Raw genomic sequence first — 23,187 nt, 5'->3', positions numbered from 1 at the left:
GGAGCGGGCTTGCTCGCGAAGAGGGAGTGTCAGTTGAAATTAATGTTGACTGACACACCGCCTTCGCGAGCAAGCCCGCTCCCACAAGGGGTTTTGTGTTGTGTGGTCAGTCGCGATAGACCGGGAAGTCGGCGCACAGGGCGGCAGCCTGGCGGGCGACATTGGCTTCGATATCGGCATCGCCAAGGTGATCGAGGATGTCGCAGATCCAGCCGGCAAGGGCAATGCTCTGCGCCTCCTTGAAGCCACGGCTGGTGATCGCCGGGGTACCGATGCGCAGGCCGGAGGTCACGAACGGCGATTGCGGATCGTTGGGCACGGCGTTCTTGTTCACGGTGATGCCGGCGCGCCCGAGGGCGGCGTCGGCGTCCTTGCCGGTCAGGCCCTGGCGGATCAGGCTGACCAGGAACAGATGGTTGTCGGTGCCGCCGGACACCACGTCATAACCACGCTCGATAAACACCTGCGCCATGGCCTGGGCGTTGCGGATCACTTGCGCCTGATAGGTCTTGAAGCCGGGCTCGAGCGCTTCCTTGAAACACACGGCCTTGGCGGCGATCACGTGCATCAGCGGGCCACCCTGACCACCTGGGAACACCGCGGCGTTGAGCTTCTTTTCCAGTTCCGGATTGGCTTTGGCCAGAATCAGACCGCCACGGGGGCCGCGCAGGGTCTTGTGGGTGGTGGTGGTGACCACGTCGGCGTAGGGCAGGGGATTGGGGTACAGACCGGTCGCCACCAGGCCGGCGACGTGGGCCATGTCGACGAAAAAGTACGCGCCGACCTTGTCCGCGATCTGGCGGAAGCGCGGGAAGTCCAGGGTCTTCGAATAAGCCGAGAACCCGGCGATGATCATCTTCGGCTTGTGTTCGACCGCCAGGCGCTCGACTTCGTCGTAATCGATCAGGCCCGTGGTGGTGTCGATGCCGTATTGCACGGCGTTGTACAGCTTGCCGGAAAAGCTCACCTTGGCGCCGTGGGTCAGGTGACCGCCGTGGGCCAGGCTCATGCCGAGCACGGTGTCGCCGGCTTGCAGCAGGGCCAGATAAACCGCCGCGTTGGCCTGGCTGCCGGAGTGCGGCTGGACGTTGGCATAATCGGCGCCGAACAGCTGCCTGGCGCGGTCGATGGCCAATTGCTCTACCACATCGACGTGCTCGCAACCGCCGTAATAGCGCTTGCCCGGATAGCCTTCGGCGTACTTGTTGGTCAGGCCGCTGCCCTGGGCTTGCATCACCCGCTGGCTGGTGTAGTTCTCCGAGGCGATCAGTTCGATATGGTGTTCCTGCCGTGCATCCTCGGCGTTCATCGCCGCCAGCAGTTCGTCGTCGTAGCCTTTGATCTGGTCGTGCTTGCTGAACATGGTGTGGTCCTTTTTCGGATTCGGGAAATGCGTAGGGGACTTCAAGCGTCGGCGTGTTCTGCGGTAAGGCGTTCATAGGCGTCTTGATCCAGTAGATCGCTCAACGCCTGGACATCGACCGGTTTGAAGCGAAAGAACCAGCCTTCGCCCAATGGGTCTTCGTTGACCAGTTCCGGGGTGTTCTCCAGTGTCGCGTTGATCTCGACCACTTCACCGTCCAGCGGCATGCCGATACTGCTGGCGGCTTTCACCGATTCCAGTACCGACACTTCAGCGCCTGCATCGAAGGCGCCCAGCTCAGGCACCTGAACGAATACCACATCCCCCAGCGCCTGCTGGGCAAACGCCGTGATGCCGACGGTGACCAGGCCATTGCTCTCAAGGCGCAGCCATTCGTGATCGACGGTAAAACGCAATTCGCTCATCTCAACTCCTTATTGTTTTAAGGCTCGTGGCGGGGCGACGAGCGGGGTTGGAGGAGTGATAGCAAGGGTGGTGCCAATGTTTTTTATTTGTTTTAAATCAATAGGTTGAGTTGTTTGTGCGGAGTTTGTGACATCTCGCTCGTATTGAATTCAATACAAGCAGGTATGGCCTTGGGGGCAAGCGCCGTGATTGTTGGCGTGGAAGGGATTGTCTTGATTTCGCTACGCTGTATCGATTTGCAGACGAAGAATTCAGCAACACCACTGATCCCCTGTGGGAGCGAGCTTGCTCGCGATTGCGGTGTGACAGGCAAAATTGATATCGACTGGCACGGCCTCATCGCGAGCAAGCTCGCTCCCACAGGGGAATGTGTTGTCGGTGACAATGTGTTCCGACAGATAACTCAGGGCTTGGCGGGAATCCCGTATTTGCGCAGGCGAATCGCGATGGCGCTATGGGACGTCTGCAGTCGTGCAGCGAGCAACCGGCTGGACGGGTAGCTGCGATAAAGCTGTTCCAGCAGATTCTTTTCAAAGTCACCCACAGCCTCTTCCAGGCTGCCGACTTCGCCGTCATTTTGCCGTTCAACGGCGGTGCGGGCGATGTCGAGGTCGTCGATGTCCACCAGCGGATTTTCGCAAATCGCCGCTGCACGGAAGATCACGTTCTGCAATTGCCGCACATTGCCCGGCCAGCGGTTGCCGAGCAGGGCGCTGAAGGTGCTCGGTGCCAAACGACACGCCGGCCGCTGGATTTGCGCGCAGGCCTGTTGCATGAAGTGATTGGCCATCAGCAGGATGTCGTGACCGCGCTCGCGCAGTGGTGGCACTTGCAGGTTGAGCACGTTGAGGCGGTAGAACAGGTCTTCGCGAAAACGCCCTTCAGCGACCATTTTTTCCAGGTCGCGGTGGGTCGCGCTGAGCACCCGCACATTGACCCGGACCTCTTTATCGCCACCGACCCGACGGAAGCAGCCATCGCTCAAAAAACGCAGCAACTTGGCTTGCAGGTAGGGCGACATTTCCCCGACTTCATCGAGGAACACCGTGCCCTGGTCGGCCAGTTCCAGCAGGCCGAGCTTGCCGCCCCTTTGCGCACCGGTGAAGGCGCCGGGGGCGTAGCCGAACAGCTCGCTCTCGGCCAGGCTCTCCGGCAGTGCCGCGCAGTTCAGGGCCAGAAACGGCGCATCGTGCCGTGGGCTGATGGCGTGGCAGGCGCGGGCCACCAGCTCCTTGCCGGTGCCGGTTTCACCCTGGATCAACAGCGGCGCATCGAGGGCCGCCACCCGTTGGGCACGAGCCTTGAGCGCGCGAATCGGCGGTGATTCACCCAGCAGTGCATCGAAGCCTTCGGCATGGTCATGGTGCAGCGCCGACAGGCGTTCGCCGATGCGATTGGGTTGATACAAGGTGAGCAGGGCGCCGGCGTCGGTGATCGGCATCGCGTCCAGGAGCAAGGTCTGGCCACCGAGGCTGACCTCGTGCATCGGCAGGCGGAAATGGTGAGCGATCAAGGTGCGTTGCAAATCGACATCGTCGAACAGCGCGGTCAGCGATTCACCGGCCGGTTCGCGCCCGCACAGGGCGATCAGCGCCGGGTTGGCCAGCAGCACATGACCTCGGTCATCCACCGCCAGCACCGGGTCTGAACTGGCTGCCAGCAACGCGTCCAGTTGCAGGCGCCGGCGTTGCCCCGGAAGGATGTCGACCATGGTCACCGCTTGCACGCCGCGCACACCGAAAAGCGCCTCGCGCAACTCCTCCAGCACCTCGGCGCCGAGGGTTGGCGCATCGATGTAGACGTTCGGCGGCACCATCTCCACGGCGTCCAGATTGAAACTGCGTCCACCGAGCAGGGCCAGCACTTCCTGGGTGATTCCGACGCGGTCGATGAAGGTGACGTGGATGCGCATGACGGGCCTGCAAGGTTGGCGAACCGAATCAGTATGCCCGGCAAATTTTCAATTTGGCGAGTGTCACATCACAGCTGGCCGGTTTTACGGGCGCTGGCGGCCAGGTCTTCCAGGAACGCCTGGAGGATCGGCGGTGGTGCCGTGCCGCGACGGGTGATCACGTCGAACGGCGATTTCAGGCGCAGGCTCGCGGGTGCCAGTTGGTGCATCTCGCCACTCTTGACCCATTGGGCGGCGAAGTGCTCAGGCAGAAAACCCAGGTAGGCGCCGGAAATGATCAGGATCGCCGTGGCTTCGATGTTGTCCACGGTGGCGGCCGCCTTGCTGACGCCCAGGTGTTCGAGGTCGTATTGCTGCATGTAGCCGCGCACGACGATGCGCCCCGCAGCGACTTCTTCGAGCAGCTCCTCACCTTCGGCGTGGCTGCCGTACAACGGGTGACGCCGCCCGCAATACAGGCCCAGGGCTTCCTGGTACAGCGGTGATTGCAGCAGGCCCGGCACATGGATCGGGAAGTGCCCGATGGCCAGGTGCAGGCGACCGTCGAGCACCCGTTCTTCGAGTTCCGCCGGGGTGCCGACGTACACGTTCAGGTGCACGTCATGCCCGCGGGAGACGAAGCGCTGGGTGGTGCGCGGAATCGGCGAGTCGGGGTCGGTAATCGTGGTGTCGATGATCCCCAGGTTGAGCTTGCCGCTGATGTGCTGCTTGAGCACGTCGGCGTCCATGCAGAAGTTTTCCACCGCCGACAGCAGGCGCTGGGTGGCTTCATGAATCGCCACCCCTTGTTCGGTCAGGCGAAAGCCGCTGCGCCCACGCTGGCAGAGTTTTACCCCAAGACGGGTTTCCAGGTGGGTCATCTGTTCGCTGATGGTCGACTGTCCGGCATTCAACGCTGCCTGCGCGGCCGAGAAACCGCCACAGCGCACAATCGTGGCAAACACCCTGAGCAGTTTCAGGTCGACGTCGTGCAGCTGGATCATCTTGAACCTCCGGCATGTGGATGCATCGGGAATGCCGATATGAGTATCTGATGTTTAGCATTTTTTCCACGAAAACCTGCGCCCATAGTCTTTCCAACGGCGGTCGCCTTGCAGTCCGTCAAGCCGATAACAAGAAGTGGAGAGGCTAGAAATGTCGAACAACGGTTATGAATCCGGTCGCCTGAACCTGCCATTCGTGGGTCATTGCACCTTTGGCAAATCCCCGGTGTGCACCGATTGGGATGCACTGGATGCCGACGTCGCGGTGCTCGGCGTGCCCAACGACATGGGCACCCAGTGGCGCTCCGGCGCACGCTTCGGACCACGCGGGATTCGTGAAGCATCGACGCTGTTTTCCTTCGGCCACGCCGGCGCCTACGATCATGAAGATGACGTGATGTACCTCACCGCATCGGACGTGCGCATGGTTGACGTCGGTGATGCCGACATCGTCCACACCGACATGGCTACCAGCAACAAGAACACCGAGTACGCCGTGCGCAAGATCCTCGACGCTGGTGTCATGCCGGTTGTTCTCGGCGGCGACCATTCGGTGCACGCACCAGTGATCAAGGCCTTCGAGGGCCGTGGCCCGATCCACATCATTCACTTCGATGCGCACCTGGATTTCGTCGACGAGCGCCACGGTGTTCGCTATGGCCACGGCAACCCGCTGCGCCGCGCCTCGGAAATGAACCACATTGTCGGCATGACCCAAATGGGCATTCGCAACGTGTCGTCGTCCAACCGTGATGACTATGAAGCGGCCCACGAAGCCGGCTCGAAAATCCTCTCGGTGCGCGACGTGCGTCGTCTCGGCGTCGAAGGCGTGCTGGCGCTGATCCCGCAGAACATCAACTACTACATCACCATCGACATCGACGGTTTCGACCCGTCCATCGCCCCCGGCACCGGCACCCCGAGCCACGGTGGCTTCCTCTACTACGAAGTACTGGAAATCATCCAGGCCCTGGCCAAGCGCAGCAAGGGCAACATCGTCGGCATGGACCTGGTGGAAGTGGCTCCGGTGTACGACCCGACCGGCATGACTTCGATTCTCGCCGCGCAACTGCTGCTCAACAGCATCGGTTTCATCTTCCACGAGCGAGGCAAGGTGCGGGCGGCCGCCGAAAGCGAAACCGCATCAGCCTGATCATCGAAACCAGTGACCCGGCAGGCCCTGACTGCCGGGCAGAGAGAACAAAAATGGACACGATCGTCAAAAGTTACCTGCAAAAATTCGGCGTCAGCGAAGCCACCCAGACCTTCCTTGGCAAGGTCCAGAAAATGTTCATCGGCGGCGCCTGGGTCGAGGCCAGCGACGGCCAGACTTCCGATGTGGTCGAACCCTCGACCGAAGGCCTGATCACCCGCATTCCCATGGGCACCACCGATGACCTGGACCGCGCCGTGCAAGCCGCCCGCGCCCAGTTCGACGGCGGCGCCTGGCGCCAGGCCAAACCCGCGGAACGCGAGCGCATGATGCAGCGCCTGGCCGACCTGATCGAGCAGAACGCTGCCGAGCTGGCGCAAATCGAATCCATCGACATGGGCAAATCGGTTGCCTTCGCCAAGGACGTGGACATCCAGGGCACCGTGGATACCCTGCGTTACTTCGCCGGCTGGGCCACCAAGCTGCACGGCCGTACTGTCGAACCTTCGCTGCCGGGCAACTACCTGGCCTATACCCGCAAGGAAGCGGTAGGTGTGGTCGGCGCCATCGTGCCGTGGAATTTCCCGCTGCAAACCATGGCCTGGAAGCTCGGCGCGGCGCTGGCGACCGGTTGCACCGTGGTGGTCAAGCCCGCCGAACTGACTTCGTTGTCGGCCCTGCGTTTCGCTGAACTGGTGCAGGAAGCGGGCATCCCCGACGGCGTGATCAACATCGTCACCGGGCGCGGCAGCGTGGTCGGTGCGGCCATGGCCACCCACCCCGGCATCGACAAACTGACCTTCACCGGATCGACCCCGGTCGGCCAGACTGTCGGCCGCGCAGCGCTGGATGACATGAAGCGGCTGACCCTCGAACTCGGTGGTAAATCACCGGTCATCGTCTGTGCCGACGCCGACATCCCGGCCGCCGCCCAAGCGGTCGCCAACGGCGTGTTTTTCAACTCCGGGCAGGTATGCGACGCCGGTACACGGGCCTATATTCATAGCAGTGTCTACGACGAATTCCTGCGTGAGCTGATCGCCTACACGCGCACCCTGAAAATGGCCCCGGGCCTGGATCCGGATTGCTTCATCGGCCCGCTGGTCTCGGCGCTGCAAAAGCAGCGCGTGACCGAGTACATCGAAACCGGCAAGGCCGAAGGCGCCGAACTGGTCTACGGCGGTCAGCCGGTCGATGGCCCTGGCTTCTTCGTCAAGCCGACCATTTTCGCTAATTGCCGCAACGACATGCGCATTGTCCAGGAAGAAATCTTCGGCCCGGTGCTGGTCACCGCACCGTTCGACGACGAGGAAGAAGCGCTGGCCCTGGCCAACGACTCGCCTTACGGGCTGGCTGCCGCACTGTATTCCAACGACCTCGGGAAAGTGCACAGCCTGATCCCGCGCCTCAAGGCCGGTTCGGTCTACGTCAACGCCCACGGCACCCTCGATCCGTCGATGCCGTTCGGTGGCTACAAGCAGTCCGGATTCGGCAAGGACCTGGGCGCCGAGCAGCTCGACTACCTGCTCGAAACCAAGGCGGTGTGGATCACGCTGCCTTGAGTCAGGGCTGACTCAATTCCTGTGGGAGCGAGCTTGCTCGCGATGACGGTTGCACATTCGACATCTGTGTTGCCTGACCCTCCGCTATCGCGAGCAAGCTCGCTCCCACAGGTTTTCGGTTCCAGCAAGAACGCCAGGTAGGCACGGGCAACACTGAACCTGTGGCGAGGGAGCTTGCTCCCGCTGGACTGCGCAGCAGTCCCATTTTCAGGGCCACAGGGGAGTCGTTCACCCGAAAGAACGCGGTTATCTCGTCATGATCTTCCAACAATAAGAGTCCATCATGAACACTAACGCCAAGTCCGCCCCGAGCGTGTCCAGCCTCGATGAAAAATCCGTCGTCGAGGGGCATTCGATTGACTTCATCCCCGAGAACGAGCGCACCGACAAACTGTCGAGCCAGGGCCCGTTCTGGTTCCTCGGCAATTTCACCTTCTTCACCATGACCATCGGCTTCGTTGGCCCAAGCGTCGGCCTGACCGCGCTCTGGACCACGCTCGCCGGTACGCTGGGCATCATGTTCGGCACGCTGTTCATGGCGTTCCACGGCTCGCAAGGCCCGCACCTTGGCCTGCCGCAGATGATCCAGTCCCGCGCGCAGTTCGGTTATCGCGGGGTGATCCTGGTGCTGCTGGCGACGCTGTTCGTGTTCGCCGGCTTCAACATCGTCAACCTGGTGCTGATGATGCAGGGGCTGCACACGCTGTTCGGCTTCAACCCCGCGGTGATCGCGGTGGCGGTGACCATACCGGCGGCGGTGCTGGCGATTCTCGGCCATGACTGGATGCATCGCAGCTTCAAATGGGCGTTGTTCCTGTCTCTGCCGCTGTATGGCCTTGTCACTGTGGCGGTGTTGATGGGTTGGGTGCCGGACGCGGTAATGCCGGCGCTGGCGGCGGGCGAAGTGGCCCGGGAGCCGCTGGGTTTCAACTGGACCGGTTTCATCGCGCAGTTTGCGGCGGCCGCCAGCTACAACATCGCCTATGCGCCTTATGTGTCGGACTACTCGCGCTACCTGCCGAAGAATACTTCCAGCGGCAAGCTGATCGCCGTGGTGTTCCTTGGGGCGTCGCTGTCCGGTGCGTGGATGATTTCCGTGGGTGGCTGGCTGGCCGATCACCTGCACTCCACTGACGTGCTGGTGGCCCTCGGGCAAGTCGGCAACACCGTGTCGCCGCTGGTGGGCACGGCGGTGGTGGTCGTCACCATCCTGGCGTTCCTGCCGGTGATCGCGATGAACATCTACAGCGCCAAGCTGACCACGCTGACCTGCGTCGACTCGATCAAGCACATCGAGCCAACCCGCAAGGCGCGCATCCTGGCCATCGGCTTCGTGATCCTGCTGCAACTGGGCGTGGCCCTGAGCATCCAGAGTTCCGGCAAAGGCCTGTCGGTACTGGGGATCTACCTGGTGGTGATGCTGTACTTCCTGGTGCCCTGGACCTCGGTCAACCTCACCGACTACTTCTTCGTGCGCAAGGGCCGCTACGCCATCCCGCACTTCTTCATGCCCCACGGCAACATTTACGGCAGCTGGGGACTGCGCGGTATCGCCGCCTATGCCATCGGTTTTATCTCGATGATCCCGTTCTTCTACATCTTCGACGGCGTTGAACAGCGCGAGGTGTATGTCGGTCCGCTCGCCAAGGCGCTGGGCAGCATCGACATCGCCTGGCTGGTCGGGCTGATCGTATCGGGCCTGGCGTACTACTGGCTGAGCCGCTCGATCGACCTCAAGCGCGAAGAAGCGGTGATCCAGCAGATTGAGAAAAACTCCCCGCAATACACCACCGGCGACACGCTGACCCACAAACAGCAGCCTATGCCGGTATTCACTGAATCAACGGTCGGGAGATAGTCATGACCACACAAAAAATGGCTACGCAAAAATACGACTACATCATCATTGGCGCAGGCTCGGCAGGTTGTGTGTTGGCCAACCGCCTGAGCGAAGACCCGGCCACCTCGGTGCTGGTCCTGGAGTTCGGCGGCAGTGACAAGAGCGTAGTGATCCAGATGCCGAGCGCATTCTCGATCCCGATGAACACCAAGAAGTACAACTGGCGCTACGAAACCGAGCCGGAGACCCACCTCAACGGCCGACGCATTCACTGCCCGCGGGGCAAGGTGCTGGGCGGCTCTTCGTCGATCAATGGCCTTGTGTACATCCGTGGCCATGCACTGGACTTTGACGAGTGGGAATCCCTGGGTGCCGAAGGCTGGGGCTATCGCAACTGCCTGCCGTACTTCAAGCGCGCCGAGAGCTACGAGTCGGGCGGTGATAGCTATCGCGGGCAAACCGGGCCGCTGCACACCACCAACGGCAACCATATGAAAAACCCGCTGTACGGTGCCTGGGTCGAAGCCGGTGCCGAAGCGGGCTACATCAAGACCGAAGACTGCAACGGCTACATGCAGGAAGGTTTCGGCGCCATGCACATGACTGTGAAGAACGGCGTGCGCTGCTCCACGGCCAACGCCTATCTGCGCCCGGCCATGGGCCGTCCGAACCTGACGGTGATCACCCATGCGATGACGCGCCAGGTCATCCTCGAAGGCAAGCGTGCGGTGGGGGTCATGTATGACCACGGCGGCCAGACCCACCAGGTGTATTGCAACCGCGAAGTGCTGATCTCGTCCGGGCCGATCGGTTCGCCGCACCTGCTGCAACGCTCGGGCATCGGCCCGGCGGACGTCCTGCGCAAGGCCGGGATCGGCGTACGCCATGACCTGCCGGGGGTAGGGGAGAACCTGCAGGATCACGCCGAGGTGTACATCCAGTTCGGTTGCAAGGAGCCGGTGACCCTCAACAGCAAGATGGACCCGCTGAGCAAGCTGATGATCGGTCTGCGCTGGCTGCTGTTCAAGGACGGCCTGGGCGCCACCAACCATTTCGAGGCCGGTGGTTTCATTCGCTCCGAGAAGGGCCTGCGCTGGCCGGACATCCAGTTCCACTTCCTGCCGGCGGCGATGCGCTACGACGGCAACAAGCCGATCAAGGGCCATGGCTTCATGGTGCTGACCGGGCCGAACAAACCGAAAAGTCGTGGTTATGTGCGCGTGCGCTCGGCTGATCCGTACGAGCATCCGGAAATCCGCTTCAACTATCTGGAGCGGGAAGAGGACCGTGAAGGTTTCCGCCGCTGCATTCGCCTGACCCGCGAGATCATCGGCCAGAAAGCCATGGACCGCTTCCGCGACGGCGAAATCGCCCCGGGGGCGCAAGTGACCAGCGATGAAGACCTCGACGCGTTCGTGCGCGACAACCTGGAAAGCACCTACCATCCGTGCGGTTCGTGCCGCATGGGCGAGGACGACATGGCGGTGGTCGATTCCGAATTGCGCGTGCGTGGCATCGCCGGTCTGCGGGTGATCGACTCGTCGGTGTTCCCGACCGAGCCGAACGGCAACCTCAATGCGCCGACCATCATGCTCGCCGAACGGGCATCCGACCTGGTGCGTGGCGTGCAGATGTTGCCGTCGGCGGATGTGCCGGTGGGGCTGGTCGAGGGCTGGGAAAGCAGCCAGCGTACTTCGCTGCCGGGGCGTAATGTGCGGGTCTGACCGCAACCTGCAAACCAATGTGGAAATCTAATGTGGGAGCGAGCTTGCTCGCGATGGCGGAGTGTCAGGCAGCGTCAATGTCGACTGATCCACCGCCATCGCGAGCAAGCTCGCTCCCACAGTGGACGGCGGTGCTTTCAGAAAATTTTACGTCGCTGTTGCCTCGCCATTGCTAGTCTGTAATTCCTTGAGACCGCAATGGAGCACCCTCATGGCTATTCAGGCCCTGCGCGCCGACGCATCGCACATCGACCAGATCGCCCCTTTGTTTGACGCCTACCGGATGTTCTACCAGCAGCCGTCGAACCTTTCGCAATCGCGCGCTTTCATCGCCGAGCGCCTCGCCCGGGATGAATCGGTGATTTTTCTTGCCCGGGACAGCGATGGTGAAAACCTCGGCTTCGTCCAGCTGTTCCCGACCTTTTCCTCGATCGACGCCCATCGCACCTGGCTGCTCGGTGACCTGTTCACCACGCCCGCCGCCCGGGGCAAAGGCGTCGGCACCGTGCTGATGAACACCGCCCGGGATTTTGCGAAGCTGGCCGGTGGCAAAGGCATGACCCTGGAAACCGCCACCGACAACGTCACCGCCCAGCGCCTGTATGAATCCCTGGGCTGGGTGCGCGACCCCGGTTATTACACCTATTGCCTGGATCTGCAAAAAGGCTGACTCAGCGCGCCTGCTCGCCAAACACCGGCCGCATGAACGATCGCTCGTAGCTGAGGATGAATTTCTTCTCCTCGGCGTACTTGAAGGCTGCGATGCACTCTGGATCGTTCATCGACTGCTGCCGGTAATGTTCGTACTCGGCCAGGCTGGGGAAGGTGAACAGCGCCAGGGCGATGTTGTTGGCACCCTCCGATGGCAAAAAGTAACCGTGGTGCTGGCCGCCGAACTTTTCCACCAGGGGAATCCACAACTTGCCGTAGTGCTCGAACGCTTCGAGCTGGTAGGGATCGAGCACGTATTTCAAGTAGCAAGTGACCATTTTTTCGTTCCTTGATCAGGTTTTGAGGGCAGTCGCCACTGTAATGAACAGTGGGCGTGCGGCACAGCCGCTTGTTCGACATTGACCGGTAATTTTGCGCCAAAGGCAGCTGCTGGCGCCGCAGCACTATTGGTTCAATCAATAGTCACCATCAAGAATCGCAAGTTCTGTTTTGTGCGCAAAGGCGGAAAATTGCCTGCATTGAACACGCTGCTCAAGGAACCTGCGCGATGAAAATCTTGACCCGACTGGCTGTGATTGCCCTGTTGCTGGGCAGTGTTGCGTCCACCGCATCGGCCTTTGCCGAAGATGCACGCGCCTGCCATCTGCCGCCGATCACTGGTGGTCACAGCGGGCTGCAATACGGTCAGACGGTCGGGGTGCTCTACAGCGACAACACTGTGGAAAACCTGCAATACCTTGAGCAATACCACTCGGTGGCCGTCAACGGTGCGAAGAACGCACTGGATACGCGGATTCGCCAGGCGTTCGTCAACAGTTCCGATCCGGCCCTGGCCATCGACTGGCTGATGGGGTCGTTGCACCACACTTTTCTGTCGGTGACCGTCTACGAAAATCTCGATGCCCTGGTGCAGGCCCATCCCGATGTGGTGGTGATGCTCGATACCCACAATCAGTTGCTGACTCAGCGTAACGGCCGGGTCGAGGCGCGTTTTGCCGCACGGTTCTACGACGCCAGCCTGCAGTACATCGGCAAGGCCGAAGGCGCGGTGGAAAAACAACTGCCGTCGGTATGGGTGCATGACAAGACCGCGCCCGAGATCGCCGCGCAAATCGAACAGCAACGCGACCTGCAACTGACCGCGCTGAAACAGTTCGATGCATCGTTGAAGGCGCTGGTAACCGCCGGATTGACCGCAACAACAAATTAACAAGCCCAACGTCCATTGAGCGGCGGGCAACCCGATCCACCGTGGATTTCTATTCAGGACCTGATTCATGCGCACTGTTTTTGCCCCGAGCCTGGCCTTCGCTTCGCTGCTGCTGACCGGTTGTGCCACGCCGAACGATCCGACCATGACCTTGCAGACCAGCAAGTCACCGGAGGAGTACACCCATTGCGTGGTGCCGAAGTTGCAGCACGATGCGCTCAACCCAACGGTGTCGCAGACCCAGCGCAGCTACCGGATCGTCGTATCAAGCAAAGTGTCTGCGGACAACGTGCTTGAAACCTATAAAGCCTCGAACGGCGGCAAGGTGTTCCTGTACGAGCGCAAGCTGCTGGCGTCGACCTTCGTGCCGTCGCCGTTCGAGCGTGCGGCGCAGGAGTGTTTGTAAGGGCAATTTCAGGCAAAAAAAAGCTGCCGGGACTGGCAGCGGAAAGTTAAAGCACGCATTGGATGGACTGAGTATGGCGCTCGGTTCATGACGATTCGATGACAGCTTGATGGCCATCCATCAGGATGCCGAAAATCCTGCCACTGTTGTGGTGTGGCTCAGAACTCCAGGCCTGTCATCCGGGTGTCATCAAAGCAATGGCAAGATCCTCGCAATCCGTCTTGAGTGACCGGCGGCCGTCAGTCCGCCGGCAGATGAATGTGCAAGGAACCCCATATGAAAGACGCCCCGCTGTTTGCCGCCATCGACCTGGGTTCCAATGCGTTTCGCCTGATGATTGGCCAGTCGGTGAGACGGAACCAGCAGATGGTCATCCAGGAAGTGAAAACCCTGCGTGAACCGGTGCGTCTGGCCGAGGGCCTGCAGGGCGGGGCGCTCGATGAATTGGCGCTGGACCGTGGCTGGCAGGCGCTGGCGCGATTCGGCAAGAAACTGCGCGGCTTCGAGGCCGGGCGCGTGCGGGCGGTGGCCACCAGCGCGGTGCGCGAGGCGGACAATGCGCCGCTGTTCCTGGCCAGTGCCGAGCGGCACCTGGGCTTTCGCATCGACGTCATTTCCGGTCACGAAGAGGCGCAACTGGTCTACGCCGGCGTCGCCCACACCTTGCCGGCGCAAACCACGCGGCTGGTGGTGGATATCGGCGGTGGCTCCACGGAAATGATCATCGGCCGTGGCGACCGGTTGCTGGTCACCGAGAGCATTGCCATCGGCAGCGGCACCTTCGGTGCGCATTACTTCCACGGCGGGCGGATCGTGGCCGAAGCGCTGCTGGAGGCCGAACGCGCAGCCACCGTGCAATTCGAACGCATTGCCCGCCGCTATCGCACCATGGGTTGGCAGCAGGCGATCGGTTCTTCAGGGACGGCGCGGATGCTGGCCAAGGTGCTCAAGGCCAATGGCTTGAATGATGACGGCCAAGGCGGCATCACCTACGGCGGCCTGTTGCGCTTGTCGTTGCGCCTGCTGGAAGTCAAACATGTGAAACACCTCAAGTTGGCCGGTTTGCCCATCCACCGCCTGAGCATTCTGCCCGGTGGTCTGGTGGTGATGCTGGCGGCGTTCAAGGTGTTCGGGATCACGCATATGATTGCGTCGGAACCGGGTCTGCGGTTCGGCGTTCTGCATGGATTGATGAGCAAACACTAAAAACCTGCCAGCCGAGGTAAACCCATGACCGACCCCCGTCGCGTGCTGTTCGTCTGCGCCCGAAACGATGTCCGCTCACCCATGGCTGAAGCCCTGCTTCGCCACACCGATCCTGCCGATTTCCAGGCCTTCAGCGCCGGGCTTGAGGCCAGCGAGATCGACCCGCGCACATTCGAATCCCTCGATCACATCGGTGTCGATGCCAGCGGCTTGCGCAGCAAGTCCCTTGAAGATTTCGAAGGCCAGGAATTCGACTACGTCATCACCCTGTGCGACAAGTCTTGCGAAGAGGCCTCACGCATGCCGTTTACCGGTGAAGTGATGGTCTGGAGCTTCGAAGACCCGACCACCAGCGAAAGACACGACCCGTTCCGCCATACCCTCCAGGAAATTGGCGACCGCATCAAAATGTTCGTCACCGTGAAAACCCGCCCCGTGCCCCAGGCGCCGTCAGGCAGCGATTCCTGAAACCCTCGAACACCGTCTACCCTCATCGGTCACAACCATCATGATGAGCACAGGCCCCCTGTGGGAGCGGGCTTGCTCGCGAAGAGGCCTTCACATTCAACATCGTAGGTGGCTGGACTACCGCTTTCGCGAGCAAGCCCGCTCCCACAGGGATTGCGTCCATTTGACCACTTGGGATATCCCCGGCCCGCATGTTCCAATAGCCATCCGGCAACACCCGACTGGAAACGGAACATGAAGAAACTCGCAGCACTGACCCTCGCCTCGGCGCTCACCGCGGGCCTGTTCAGCACACCCACCCTTGCTGCGGGCGATGTCCAGGCCGGGGAGAAAGTGTACAAGCGCCTCTGCAGCGGCTGCCATCAGATCGGTGAATCGGCTCGTGCCTTCTTTGGCCCGCAACTCAATGGCGTGATCGGTCGCCATTCCGCCGTCACCACGGACTACGTGTATTCCGATGCGATGAAATCCGCCAACCTGGTCTGGGACCGCGAAACCCTGATCGCCTACCTCGAAGCGCCGAAGAAAGTCGTCCCCGGCACCCGCATGATTTTCTGGGGCCTCAGTGACTCGGAAAAAATCGAAGACCTGCTGGCCTACCTGCAAACCTTCCCCGCGCAATGATCACGCCGTGGTCTGCTGCTCGGCCGCCAGATTGTCGACCAGCCACTGGGTAAAGGCCCGGGCCATCGGGATGTTCTCGCTGTCACGGTGGGTCAGCAGCGCCCAGTTCGGGCCGCGGATGGTTTGCTCCACCATCGGCTGCAACAGCCCGGTGGCCCGTGCCTGCCGACTCAGCAACTGGCTCACCAGCGCAATGCCCAGTCCGGTACAGGCTGCGTCCAGCAGCAAACCCGGATCGGAAAAATTCAGCCCCTGATCCATCTGCCCCACATCTATGCCCGATTCCACCGCCCAGTGGCTCCAGTCCATTTCCCGCTCGCCATGCAAGGTGGTGCGCTGTTCCACGGGCACGGCCAACAGGCTCGGGTGACACGCCGGGTAGAGGCGGTCGGCGTGCAGCACCTTGAAACTGCATTCGGCCTGGGAACTGATGTCGTCGCGCACCGCCAGGTCGATGGTCTGGCTGGCCATGTCCGGCACTTCATCGGTGCTGAAAATCCACAGATCGACCTGCGGATGCTGTCGGCGGAAATCCCCCAACCGTGGCAACAACCAGTGCCGGGCAAACGCCGGGGTGGTGTTGAGCACCAGTTGATTGGGCTTCTGGTATTGCCCCAAGCGGCGAATGCCCACCGCCAGTTGCTGCAACAACGCCTGGGTGGTGCTCAGCAGATCGTGGCCGGCATCGGTCAGGCTGACGCTGCGCCCGCTGCGATGGAACAACGGTTGCTCCAGGTACGCCTCAAGGCTGCGGATCTGCTGGCTGATCGCCGATTGGGTGAGGTGCAACTCGTCGGCAGCCTTGTGAAAACTGCCCAGCCGGGCGGCGGCTTCGAAGCCGCGCAGGGTGCTCAGGGGCGGCCAGTGTTTGAGCATATTGATAAGCTCCTCTAATCAGTTGTCTGCAAAATCCATCGTTTGTTTGCCCGTTTTTCCAGTCGTAGCATGCATGCCAAGACCGCCAAGGCCGTTTTCATTGAACACAATGACTTAACTCAGAGGTGCTTGTCATGCAGCAGAACGTAATTCAAAACAGCGGTTGGACGATGCCGGCCGAGTGGGTCACTCACGCCGCCACCTGGATGGTCTGGCCGCACAACAAGACCCTGTGGGAGTCAGGCTGGCGGGTGACACTGCCACAGGTTCAAGAAGATTTCGCCCGGGTGGCCAACGCCATCGCCCGCTTCGAACCGGTGAAACTGGTGGTCGATCCTTCAGCTATCGCCAGTGCCAAAGCCTTGTGCGGACCGAACATCGAGTTGATCGAACTGGCGGTCAACGACAGCTGGTGCCGCGACTCCGGCCCGAGCTTCGTCTGCCACCCGCAGCAAGGCCTGGCCGGTGTGAGCTGGCGCTTCAATGCGTGGGGCGGCAAGTCGGCCCACGATCTGGACGAAAGCCTGGCCCGCCGTGCGCTCAACCATTTGGGGCTGGAGTGTTTCGGCACGGCGCTGAGCAACGAAGGCGGCGCGATTCATGTGGACGGCGAGGGCACGCTGATCACCACCGAATCGGTGTTGCTCAACCCCAATCGCAACCCGGGCGTGAGCAAGGCCGAGATCGAAGAGATCTTCACCCGCCTGCTGGGCGTGAAGAAAACCATCTGGCTGCCGGGCGATCCGGACTACGTGACCGGCGACATGACCGACGGCCACGTCGATGGCGTGTGCGCCTTTGCCCGTCCCGGCGTGTTGCTGGTGGACGCCACCCACGACAAGCAATCGGTGTACGCCGAAGTGGCCCGGGAGAACCGCCGCGCCCTTGAACTGGCCACCGACGCCCAGGGCCGTCAGTTCGAACTGATCGAACTGTTCGAAGCCACCGATGCGGTGGACACCGAGGCCGAAGTGTTCTGCGCCTCCTACACCAATTTCTATATCGCCAACGGCGCGATCATCATGCCGGCCTACGGCATCGATGCCGACAAGGTCGCTGCCGAAGTGCTGGCGCAGGCGTTCCCCGGTCGTGAAGTGGTGCCGGTGCGGATCAACCATCTGGCCCATGGTGGTGGCGGTGTGCATTGCATCACCCAGCAACAGCCGGCCTGGCCGGTGCGGGGTTGATGCCATGACACTGCTGACCATCGCCACCACCCAGATGCCCTGCACCTGGGACCTGAAACACAACCTCGACCAGGCCGAGCAACTGGTCCGCGAAGCGGCGGCCAAGGGCGCGCAGGTCATCCTGTTGCAGGAGCTGTTCGCCACGCCGTATTTCTGCATCGAGCAACACCACAAACACCTGGCACTGGCCGAGGAGTATCGCGACAGCCACGTGCTCCAGCGCTTCGCCGCATTGGCGAAAGAGTTGGGCGTGGTGCTGCCGCTGAGCTGGTACGAGAAGGCCGGCAACGCCTACTTCAACTCACTGAGCGTGGCCGACGCCGACGGGCGCCTGTTGGGCGTGTACCGCAAGACCCACATCCCCAACGCCATCGGCTATCAGGAGAAAGAATACTTCAGCCCCGGCGACAGCGGTTTCCGGATCTGGGACACCGCGTTCGGGCGCATCGGCCTGGGCATCTGCTGGGATCAGTGGTTCCCCGAAACCGCTCGCTGCCTGGCGTTGATGGGGGCCGAAGTGCTGCTGTTCCCGACGGCCATCGGCTCCGAACCGGGTTGTGCCACTCTCGATTCCCGGGATCACTGGCAGATGACCATGCGCGGCCACGCCGCCGCCAACCTGCTGCCGGTGGTGGCGGCCAACCGGGTCGGCCGGGAAGCGGCGACCACCGACCCGACTCTGCAAATGAGCTTCTATGGCTCGTCGTTCATCTGCAACCACAAGGGCAAGTTGCTCGCCGAAGCCGACCGCGACAGCACCGGCGTGCTGGTCCACAGCCTGGACCTGGCGGCCATGCGCGAGGACCGCCTGACCTGGGGTATCTACCGCGATCGCCGTCCGGAAATGTACGGCGCCTTGTTGACCCAGGACGGTCGTCAGATCCACTCACGCTGGGCAACCCAAGGGGTGTGACATGAACACGATCAACAAGCTGTGCCTGGCCATGGGGCTGGCGCTGAGCTGTGCGGTGCCTGCGTTGCACGCCGAGGAGAAAACCCTGCGGCTGTACAACTGGGCCGACTATTTCGCCGAGGACACCTTGAGCAAGTTCACCGCCGAAACCGGGATCAAAGTGATCTACGACGTGATGGACGGCAGTGAAACCCTGGAAGCGAAAATGCTCGCTGGCGGCAGCGGCTACGACCTGATCTTCCCCGGTGACACCGTGGCCGAACGCCTGATGCGCGCCGGCAGTTTGCAGCCCCTGGATCAGTCAAAACTTACTGCTCTGAACGACGTCGAGCCGGGGTTGCAGAAATTGCGCTCGCACTATGAGCAGTCGCGCCAGGCCACGGTCCCGTACACCTGGGGTACCATCGGCCTGACCTACAACGCCGGGCAGATCGCCCAGCGTGCGCCGGATGCGCCGGTCGACAGCCTGGACATGCTGTTCAAACCGGAACTGGCGGCGAAATTCGCCGACTGCGGCATCTCGATGATCGACTCGCCGGACGAAGTGCTGGCCGTGGTGCTCAATTACCTGGGCCGCGACCCGCGGAGCGCCAAACCGGCGGACCTGGCGGCGGCCAGTGACTTGCTGATGAAACTGCGGCCGTACATTCGCAAGTTCCAGTCGCAACCGGTGACCGACCTGGTCAACGGCAACCTGTGCATGTCCCTCGGCTACAGCGGCGACATGACCCAGGCGCAACGCACGTCTGATAGTGCCGGCAAGAAAACCGCCTTCCACTACCGCATCCCCCGCGAAGGCACCACGGTGTGGATGGACACCATGGCCATTCCCGTCGACGCCCGGCATCCGGAGTACGCCTACGCGTTCATCAACTTCGTGATGCGCCCGCAGAACATGGCAGCCATCAGCAACTTCACCGGCTACCCGACCTCCAACGCCAAGGCACGACCGGATGTCGATGCCGCGATGCGCAACAACCCGGACATCTACCTCGATGATGCCACCTACGCGCGGCTGATTCCCGGCAAGGACATTCCCCAGGCCGACATGCGGGCACGCATGCGCACCTGGACCAAGTTCAAGACCGCTACAGTCAAATGATCACCGGCCGGCCCGAGGGTCGGCCAAACCTCGATTTCAGGAAAACACATGCCGACACGTCGAACATTCATCAAGCAGGTATCGGTCGCAGCCGCAATGGGCACGGTGGCGTCCATGGGATTGGGCCTTGGGTCCATGCCCGCGCGAGCGGCCGGCAAAGGCAATTGGTACATGCCCGATGAAGGGGACAAACACCAGCGGGCCTTCATCGCCTTCGGGGCACAGGCCGCGATCTGGGAGGACTTCACGCCCCACGTGCAAGACGCCCTTGGCCGGATCGCCCGCAGCATTGCCCAATACGAGCCGGTCACCGTGTTCTGTCGCCAGAGCGAACGGCGCCTGGCCGAAGCCAAATGCGGCAGCCACAACACCACCTTCGTGATCACCGAACTGGATGACATCTGGATGCGCGACATCGGCGCCAATTTTGTCGTCGATGGCAACGGCGACCTCGGCGCCGTGGACTTCAACTTCAACGGCTGGGGCAACAAACAGCAGCACGCAGACGATGCGCAACTGGCTACCCTGGTCGCCGAAAACGCCAAGGCGGATTACCAGCAAAGCGAACTGGTGGGCGAGGGCGGTGGCATCGAAGTGGATGGCCACGGCACCGGGATCATGACCGAAAGCAGCTGGATCAACCGCAACCGCAATCCTGACTGGAGTAAGGCCGAGGTCGAGGCAGAACTGAAAGAGCGCCTGGGGCTGCGCAAAATCATCTGGCTACCGGGCATCAAGGGCAAGGACATCACCGACGCCCACGTCGATTTCTATGCGCGCTTCGTCAAGCCCGGCGTGGTCATCGCCAACCTCGACAACGACCCCGAGTCCTACGACTACAAGGTCACTCGCGCCCATCTGCAGATCCTGGAAAACGCCACGGATGCCAATGGCCGCAAGTTGCAGGTGCATACCGTGTCGCCGCCGCTCAACCCGCGCAACAGCCGGTTCAGCAACGACAACCCGGACTTCGCCGCGGGCTACATCAACTACTTCGTGATCAACGGCGCGATCATCGCTCCGCAATTCGGCGACGAAGAAGCCGATGCCAAGGCCTTCGACCTGCTGTCCGAACTCTACCCGCAGCGCAAGGTGGTGCAACTCGACATCGACGCGATCTCCGCGGGCGGTGGCGGCATTCACTGCGTGACCAGTCACCAGCCGATGGTGTGATGACTTCCGGTTTTACACAAAACCTGTACCTGTAGGAGCGAGCTTGCTCGCGATGGACTCAAGAGCGCCGCGTTGAGCCAGCAAGTACGCGTTTTTGTTAACGCCCATCGCGAGCAAGCTCGCTCCTACAGGGGGGATCAGGATGTCAGGCTTTTGTGGCCTTCAGGTAAGCCCCCAACCGCCGCCCCATTTCCTCACCCAGCGCCTGCAAGCCACTGAGCGGCCGCACCATCACTTCAAACTCGACAATCTTGCCCTGTTCGTTGAAGCGGATCATGTCGATGCCCTTCAGCTCTTTCTCGCCGACTCTGGCGCTGAATTCGAGAATCACGCTCAAGCCATCCGCGGTCGTCAGCTCACGGTGATAGGCAAAATCCTCGAACACGTCCATGACCGTATTGAGGATCATCGACACCACCGGCGCTCCCGGATACGGCGTGTGCGCCATCGGCGAACGGAACACCGCCTGCGGATCGAGCATTTCGGGCAAACCGCTCAAGTCGCGGTTGTCGAGCATCGCGTGCCACTGCTTCAGGGACGCTGCGACATTGGGGTTCAGTTTCAGCTCAGACATCTTCAACTCCTGTTTTTATTGTTGTGGTGCGAAAGCGTTGGTCGATCACTCTGGCGGCATCGTCAGCCCATTGCCGATAAAGCAGCGGCCCCGGATGAAAACCATCGCTGGCCATCAAGCCTGGTTCGGGCGCCAGCGGGGTGGTCAGCATCGTACATTGATCCAGGCGTGCGGCCAGATCCGCAAGATGTGCATTGAACCGCCGCGCCCTGAAACCCAGAAACCAGCGCAGCGGCTGGGGCAGTGCGGGGAACAAATGCATCGGCGGAAGCGGCGACACCACGATCTGCCTCACCGCGTATTTATCGCACAGCAGCGCCATCAAGCGCCGTTGCCGAGCGAGCCACTGATCCAGGGTGAGAGAGCTGGTGACATCGTTGACGCCAATCGACAACAGCGCCACATCGAACGGCTCGGGGGCGTGCTGTTCGAGCAGCTCCAGCAACCCTTGTGAATCCAGCCCCGAGTGCGCCCAGAGTTTCCACGACAACTGGTAATTATCGGCCAGGCGCGCGACCAGCCGACCACTGAGGGCTTCACCTTGAGTCGCCGCACCTACCCCCGCTGCGGCGCTGTCGCCGACAATCAACAAGCGCAGCACGTCACCGCTGCCGGCCTCGCCCTGGCGGTCACCTTCGGCCTCCGGCAACTTGGGCGTCACCCGCCGCGTATACAGGCCCTGCGCCAGCAACAACGGGCCGAGCAGGATTTTGGCGAGGGTTTCAATGTGGCTCATTTGACGTTATCGCCCTGCAATACACAGCTCCCCGGTCGCACGAATCATCGCCTGGCCATGCAAATAATCCTTGATCAGCGCGGAACGTTCGGTGGCCAGCCATTGCGGGCAGTTCGGGTCGTTGCGGTAGGGCAGGAACGCGGCGTACTGCGTGAGCAGCAGGTTCTGCAGGTTGTCGAGCTTGGGCCGGATGTCGTTGCCCAGGTCTGGCCGTGGCGTGTCCGGTGCCTTGTGCGCCGCTTGCCATTGTGCGAGCCGGCCGTATTGCACCAGTTTGCTGGCTTCAATCTGGGCGGCGATCAGGTCGGCGACATCGTCGGGGTCAAGCTGGCGTTCGGCCGCCTGCTTCCTGGCGTTGGCGATGACTTGCGCTTCCCGGGTGTTGTCCTGGACCGGTTTGCCGCTGTCCCACTTGGTCAGCGCCACCAGTTCGCTGATGTTCAACCGCTCATTCATCGTCGCCAACAAAGGCTGCAAGGCATCTGGCGCCGGGGGTGTCGTGCCGGCTTGGGCGCTGCCAGCGAGCAAGCCGAGCAGGGCGCAGGCCAGCCAGTGCGGCAGGTGCAGGGAACGGGGCATGGGCAGAACCTCCTTGGACGCGAAAATCACTCCGGCTTGTGTATCACAAGTGCGGCCAGGGAACGACAGGTTGCGAAAGATTCAGGCCAGCAGCCGTTCAATCTGCGCCAGCTCCCAGGTGCTGAGCAAACTCACCGGGTCGGTGCCGAAGCGCTGCCCGTTGTCGAACACATATTCTCGGCCATCGGGGCTTTGGCCGTGCAGGCAGTGGCGCAGGTGACCGGCGTCGACGTCGAGCGTCAGGCGCCAGCCGTCGATGTCGACCTGTACATGGTCAGGCTCGCAGGCGTCGTCGACTCGCTTGAAGGTGCAGATGCCTTGAGCGGCATCGCGCAACGGCTGGTAAACCTCGCGGGCGGTGAGGGCGGGCACAGGTGTCTCCGGGGCGGAATCGGGGAGGCACAGGATAGATCATCAGCCTGCAAAAAAGCCCGGAAACGCCAAACAACCTTGTGGGAGCGAGCTTGCTCGCGATTAGGCCGGCACATCCAACATCAA

The 23,187-nt window shown here is 61.8% G+C and carries 24 protein-coding genes; 14 read left to right on the top strand and 10 right to left on the bottom strand.

Going from position 1 to position 23,187, the window contains the following annotated elements:
* Positions 1-106: 106 nt before the first annotated feature.
* The 4 genes from glyA to ABIE16_RS16735 form a co-directional block, all read right to left on the bottom strand.
* Complete coding sequence (gene glyA / locus ABIE16_RS16750; protein WP_407515604.1) at positions 107-1,363, bottom strand: serine hydroxymethyltransferase; 1,257 nt, start codon at positions 1,361-1,363, stop codon at positions 107-109.
* 41 nt (positions 1,364-1,404) lie between these two features.
* Complete coding sequence (gene gcvH, locus ABIE16_RS16745) at positions 1,405-1,788, bottom strand: glycine cleavage system protein GcvH (protein WP_057714203.1); 384 nt, start codon at positions 1,786-1,788, stop codon at positions 1,405-1,407.
* 404 nt (positions 1,789-2,192) lie between these two features.
* Complete coding sequence (locus ABIE16_RS16740) at positions 2,193-3,701, bottom strand: sigma-54-dependent transcriptional regulator (protein WP_429521598.1); 1,509 nt, start codon at positions 3,699-3,701, stop codon at positions 2,193-2,195.
* Between the two features lie 68 nt (positions 3,702-3,769).
* A complete protein-coding gene (locus ABIE16_RS16735; RefSeq protein ID WP_340313978.1) occupies positions 3,770-4,684 on the bottom strand; it encodes a LysR family transcriptional regulator in 915 nt (304 codons plus the stop codon).
* A 151-nt stretch (positions 4,685-4,835) separates the two neighbouring features.
* Between ABIE16_RS16735 and speB the strand changes: the two genes are divergently transcribed.
* From speB to ABIE16_RS16710, 5 genes are all read left to right on the top strand, one after another.
* Entirely contained in the window at positions 4,836-5,837 is a 1,002-nt protein-coding gene (speB, locus tag ABIE16_RS16730) for an agmatinase (RefSeq protein WP_057714206.1), read from the top strand.
* 53 nt (positions 5,838-5,890) lie between these two features.
* Positions 5,891-7,399: an aldehyde dehydrogenase family protein gene (locus ABIE16_RS16725; protein ID WP_429521597.1), complete on the top strand. Its 1,509-nt coding sequence runs from the start codon at positions 5,891-5,893 to the stop codon at positions 7,397-7,399.
* 283 nt (positions 7,400-7,682) lie between these two features.
* Positions 7,683-9,257, top strand: coding sequence for a purine-cytosine permease family protein (locus tag ABIE16_RS16720; protein WP_090456554.1), 1,575 nt, complete (start codon positions 7,683-7,685; stop codon positions 9,255-9,257).
* 17 nt (positions 9,258-9,274) lie between these two features.
* On the top strand, positions 9,275-10,963 hold the full coding sequence (betA, locus tag ABIE16_RS16715) for a choline dehydrogenase (protein ID WP_090457955.1): 1,689 nt from the start codon (positions 9,275-9,277) through the stop codon (positions 10,961-10,963).
* A 211-nt stretch (positions 10,964-11,174) separates the two neighbouring features.
* The gene (locus tag ABIE16_RS16710) at positions 11,175-11,633 is read left to right on the top strand and encodes a GNAT family N-acetyltransferase (protein ID WP_429521596.1); all 459 of its coding nucleotides are present in this window, start codon (positions 11,175-11,177) and stop codon (positions 11,631-11,633) included.
* A 1-nt stretch (position 11,634) separates the two neighbouring features.
* Here ABIE16_RS16710 and ABIE16_RS16705 read toward each other — a convergent pair whose 3' ends face one another.
* A complete protein-coding gene (locus tag ABIE16_RS16705) occupies positions 11,635-11,952 on the bottom strand; it encodes an NIPSNAP family protein (RefSeq protein WP_218496257.1) in 318 nt (105 codons plus the stop codon).
* A 230-nt stretch (positions 11,953-12,182) separates the two neighbouring features.
* Between ABIE16_RS16705 and ABIE16_RS16700 the strand changes: the two genes are divergently transcribed.
* From ABIE16_RS16700 to ABIE16_RS16680, 5 genes are all read left to right on the top strand, one after another.
* The gene (locus tag ABIE16_RS16700; RefSeq protein WP_429521595.1) at positions 12,183-12,845 is read left to right on the top strand and encodes an ATPase; all 663 of its coding nucleotides are present in this window, start codon (positions 12,183-12,185) and stop codon (positions 12,843-12,845) included.
* A gap of 67 nt (positions 12,846-12,912) precedes the next feature.
* Positions 12,913-13,251, top strand: coding sequence for a hypothetical protein (locus tag ABIE16_RS16695; protein WP_429521594.1), 339 nt, complete (start codon positions 12,913-12,915; stop codon positions 13,249-13,251).
* A 276-nt stretch (positions 13,252-13,527) separates the two neighbouring features.
* Positions 13,528-14,457, top strand: coding sequence for a Ppx/GppA family phosphatase (locus ABIE16_RS16690; protein WP_429521593.1), 930 nt, complete (start codon positions 13,528-13,530; stop codon positions 14,455-14,457).
* A 24-nt stretch (positions 14,458-14,481) separates the two neighbouring features.
* A complete protein-coding gene (locus tag ABIE16_RS16685) occupies positions 14,482-14,925 on the top strand; it encodes an arsenate reductase ArsC (protein ID WP_057714214.1) in 444 nt (147 codons plus the stop codon).
* A gap of 234 nt (positions 14,926-15,159) precedes the next feature.
* Positions 15,160-15,549: a c-type cytochrome gene (locus tag ABIE16_RS16680; RefSeq protein ID WP_429521592.1), complete on the top strand. Its 390-nt coding sequence runs from the start codon at positions 15,160-15,162 to the stop codon at positions 15,547-15,549.
* Here the strand turns inward: ABIE16_RS16680 and ABIE16_RS16675 are convergent, their stop codons facing one another.
* Positions 15,550-16,425, bottom strand: coding sequence for a LysR substrate-binding domain-containing protein (locus tag ABIE16_RS16675; protein WP_057714216.1), 876 nt, complete (start codon positions 16,423-16,425; stop codon positions 15,550-15,552).
* A 134-nt stretch (positions 16,426-16,559) separates the two neighbouring features.
* Between ABIE16_RS16675 and ABIE16_RS16670 the strand changes: the two genes are divergently transcribed.
* The 4 genes from ABIE16_RS16670 to ABIE16_RS16655 are packed head-to-tail and all read left to right on the top strand — an operon-like array spanning position 16,560 to position 20,800.
* Entirely contained in the window at positions 16,560-17,612 is a 1,053-nt protein-coding gene (locus tag ABIE16_RS16670) for an agmatine deiminase family protein (RefSeq protein WP_057714217.1), read from the top strand.
* 4 nt (positions 17,613-17,616) lie between these two features.
* A complete protein-coding gene (aguB, locus tag ABIE16_RS16665) occupies positions 17,617-18,525 on the top strand; it encodes an N-carbamoylputrescine amidase (RefSeq protein WP_429521591.1) in 909 nt (302 codons plus the stop codon).
* 1 nt (position 18,526) lies between these two features.
* Positions 18,527-19,627 carry an extracellular solute-binding protein gene (locus tag ABIE16_RS16660; protein WP_223503335.1) on the top strand — a complete coding sequence of 367 codons (1,101 nt, stop codon included), beginning with the start codon at positions 18,527-18,529 and terminating at the stop codon, positions 19,625-19,627.
* 48 nt (positions 19,628-19,675) lie between these two features.
* A complete protein-coding gene (locus tag ABIE16_RS16655) occupies positions 19,676-20,800 on the top strand; it encodes an agmatine deiminase family protein (RefSeq protein WP_429521590.1) in 1,125 nt (374 codons plus the stop codon).
* Positions 20,801-20,945: 145 nt separating this feature from the next.
* Here the strand turns inward: ABIE16_RS16655 and ABIE16_RS16650 are convergent, their stop codons facing one another.
* The 4 genes from ABIE16_RS16650 to ABIE16_RS16635 form a co-directional block, all read right to left on the bottom strand.
* Entirely contained in the window at positions 20,946-21,374 is a 429-nt protein-coding gene (locus tag ABIE16_RS16650) for a nuclear transport factor 2 family protein (RefSeq protein WP_429521589.1), read from the bottom strand.
* Positions 21,367-22,110 carry an SGNH/GDSL hydrolase family protein gene (locus ABIE16_RS16645; RefSeq protein ID WP_429521588.1) on the bottom strand — a complete coding sequence of 248 codons (744 nt, stop codon included), beginning with the start codon at positions 22,108-22,110 and terminating at the stop codon, positions 21,367-21,369. Before ABIE16_RS16645 ends, ABIE16_RS16650 begins: the two co-directional genes overlap by 8 nt.
* Before the next feature lie 6 nt (positions 22,111-22,116).
* Positions 22,117-22,689 (bottom strand): chorismate mutase, encoded by a 573-nt coding sequence (locus ABIE16_RS16640; RefSeq protein WP_429521587.1) that lies wholly within the window; start codon positions 22,687-22,689, stop codon positions 22,117-22,119.
* Positions 22,690-22,770: 81 nt separating this feature from the next.
* Positions 22,771-23,061 (bottom strand): DUF7693 family protein, encoded by a 291-nt coding sequence (locus tag ABIE16_RS16635; RefSeq protein WP_057714224.1) that lies wholly within the window; start codon positions 23,059-23,061, stop codon positions 22,771-22,773.
* Positions 23,062-23,187: the final 126 nt, after the last annotated feature.

This window comes from Pseudomonas sp. 2725 (genome assembly GCF_050434585.1).
GTDB classification, from domain to species: domain Bacteria; phylum Pseudomonadota; class Gammaproteobacteria; order Pseudomonadales; family Pseudomonadaceae; genus Aquipseudomonas; species Aquipseudomonas jessenii.
Note: the sequence above shows the minus strand (reverse complement) of the source record. Positions and strands in the feature narration are given on the sequence as shown.